Source organism: Streptomyces melanogenes, assembly GCF_014649795.1.
Taxonomy (GTDB): Bacteria; Actinomycetota; Actinomycetes; order Streptomycetales; family Streptomycetaceae; genus Streptomyces; species Streptomyces noboritoensis.
This window is the reverse complement of the sequence record NZ_BMTS01000083.1, coordinates 1-1,147: the sequence shown is the minus strand read 5'-3', so window position 1 is coordinate 1,147 and position 1,147 is coordinate 1. Positions and strand designations below refer to the sequence as shown.

The window sequence follows — 1,147 nt, the reverse complement described above, 5'->3', positions numbered from 1 at the left end:
CACAGTGGGCGGGTGAGCGACATGACAGACGCCGGGGCGGCCGACGGTACGGGCAGTGGGGCCGAGGAACACCGCGCGGGCTGGTTCGAGTTGTTCTTCGACCTGGTCTTCGTGGTCACGGTCAGCGTGCTCGCGCACGGGTTGCACGGGAACCCGAGCCCGGCCGATTTCGGGAAGTTCCTGGTGCTGTTCTTCCCGGCCTGGTGGGCGTGGGTGAACCTGACGCTCACCGTCAACCTCTTCGGCTCGGCCTCGGCCCGCATCCAGGGGATGCTGCTCGCCGCGATGCCCGCGCTCGGGCTGATGGCCGCGGCGTCCCCGGCGGGCACGGCGGAGCGGGCCTGGGCGTACGCGCTCGGGGCGGCCTGGGTGCGGCTGGTGCTGTTCCTGATCTGGTTCCGCCACGCCCGCCGCCCGGAAAGCCCGCTGCCGCTGTGGCGGCCGCTGCTGTACTGCCTGGTGCCCGCGGGCCTGTGGGCGGTCTCGGCCGCGCTGCCGGGGGCCTGGCGGTTCGTGATGTGGGGTGTGGCGATCGCCCTGGAGATGGCGCTGCTCGCGATCCGGGCGGGGCTCGGCACCGCGCCGTACGAGCGGATGTCGGTGGAGCACGCGGTCGAGCGGATCGGTCTGTTCGTGGTGATCGTGCTCGGCGAGAGCGTCTTCACGGTGGTCGCCACCTTCGAGGAGCACTTCACCGCCGCCTCCGGTGTGACCGCGCTGTTCTCCTTCGTGGTCGCCGCCGAACTCGCCATGATCTTCTTCGTGTGGGGGACGGGCAACGCCGAGCGGGGCCTGAGCCGGGCCCAGTCGGGCCGGGCGACGCAGGTCATACGGGACACCGTGATGTATCTGCCGTTCGTGCTGGTCTGCGGCATCACGGTGATCGCGGCCGCGCTCGGCACCGCGGTCGGCGAGCCCCACCACGTACTGCCCGCGGGCGCCCGGTGGGCGCTGTGCGGGGGCATTCTCGCCTTCTACAGCGCGAACGCGGCCATCTCCACGCGGTACGGCGACGGGCTGCGCAACGTGCTGCGCTGGTACGTGCCCTGTCTGGTCCTCACCCCGGGCATGCTGCTGCCCGCCGCCTGGCTGCTGCCCGCGTGGGGCGCGGTGGCCTGCGCGGCCGCCCTGGTCTTCCTGCTGGCCA

Annotated in this window: 1 protein-coding gene; it reads left to right on the top strand. The window is 72.4% G+C overall.

Annotation, left to right across the window (positions count from 1 at the left end; translation table 11 throughout):
* Positions 1 to 21: 21 nt before the first annotated feature.
* Positions 22 to 1,147 (top strand): low temperature requirement protein A (locus IE252_RS42845; RefSeq protein WP_229849175.1); only part of this gene is annotated, 1,126 nt, incomplete at its 3' end.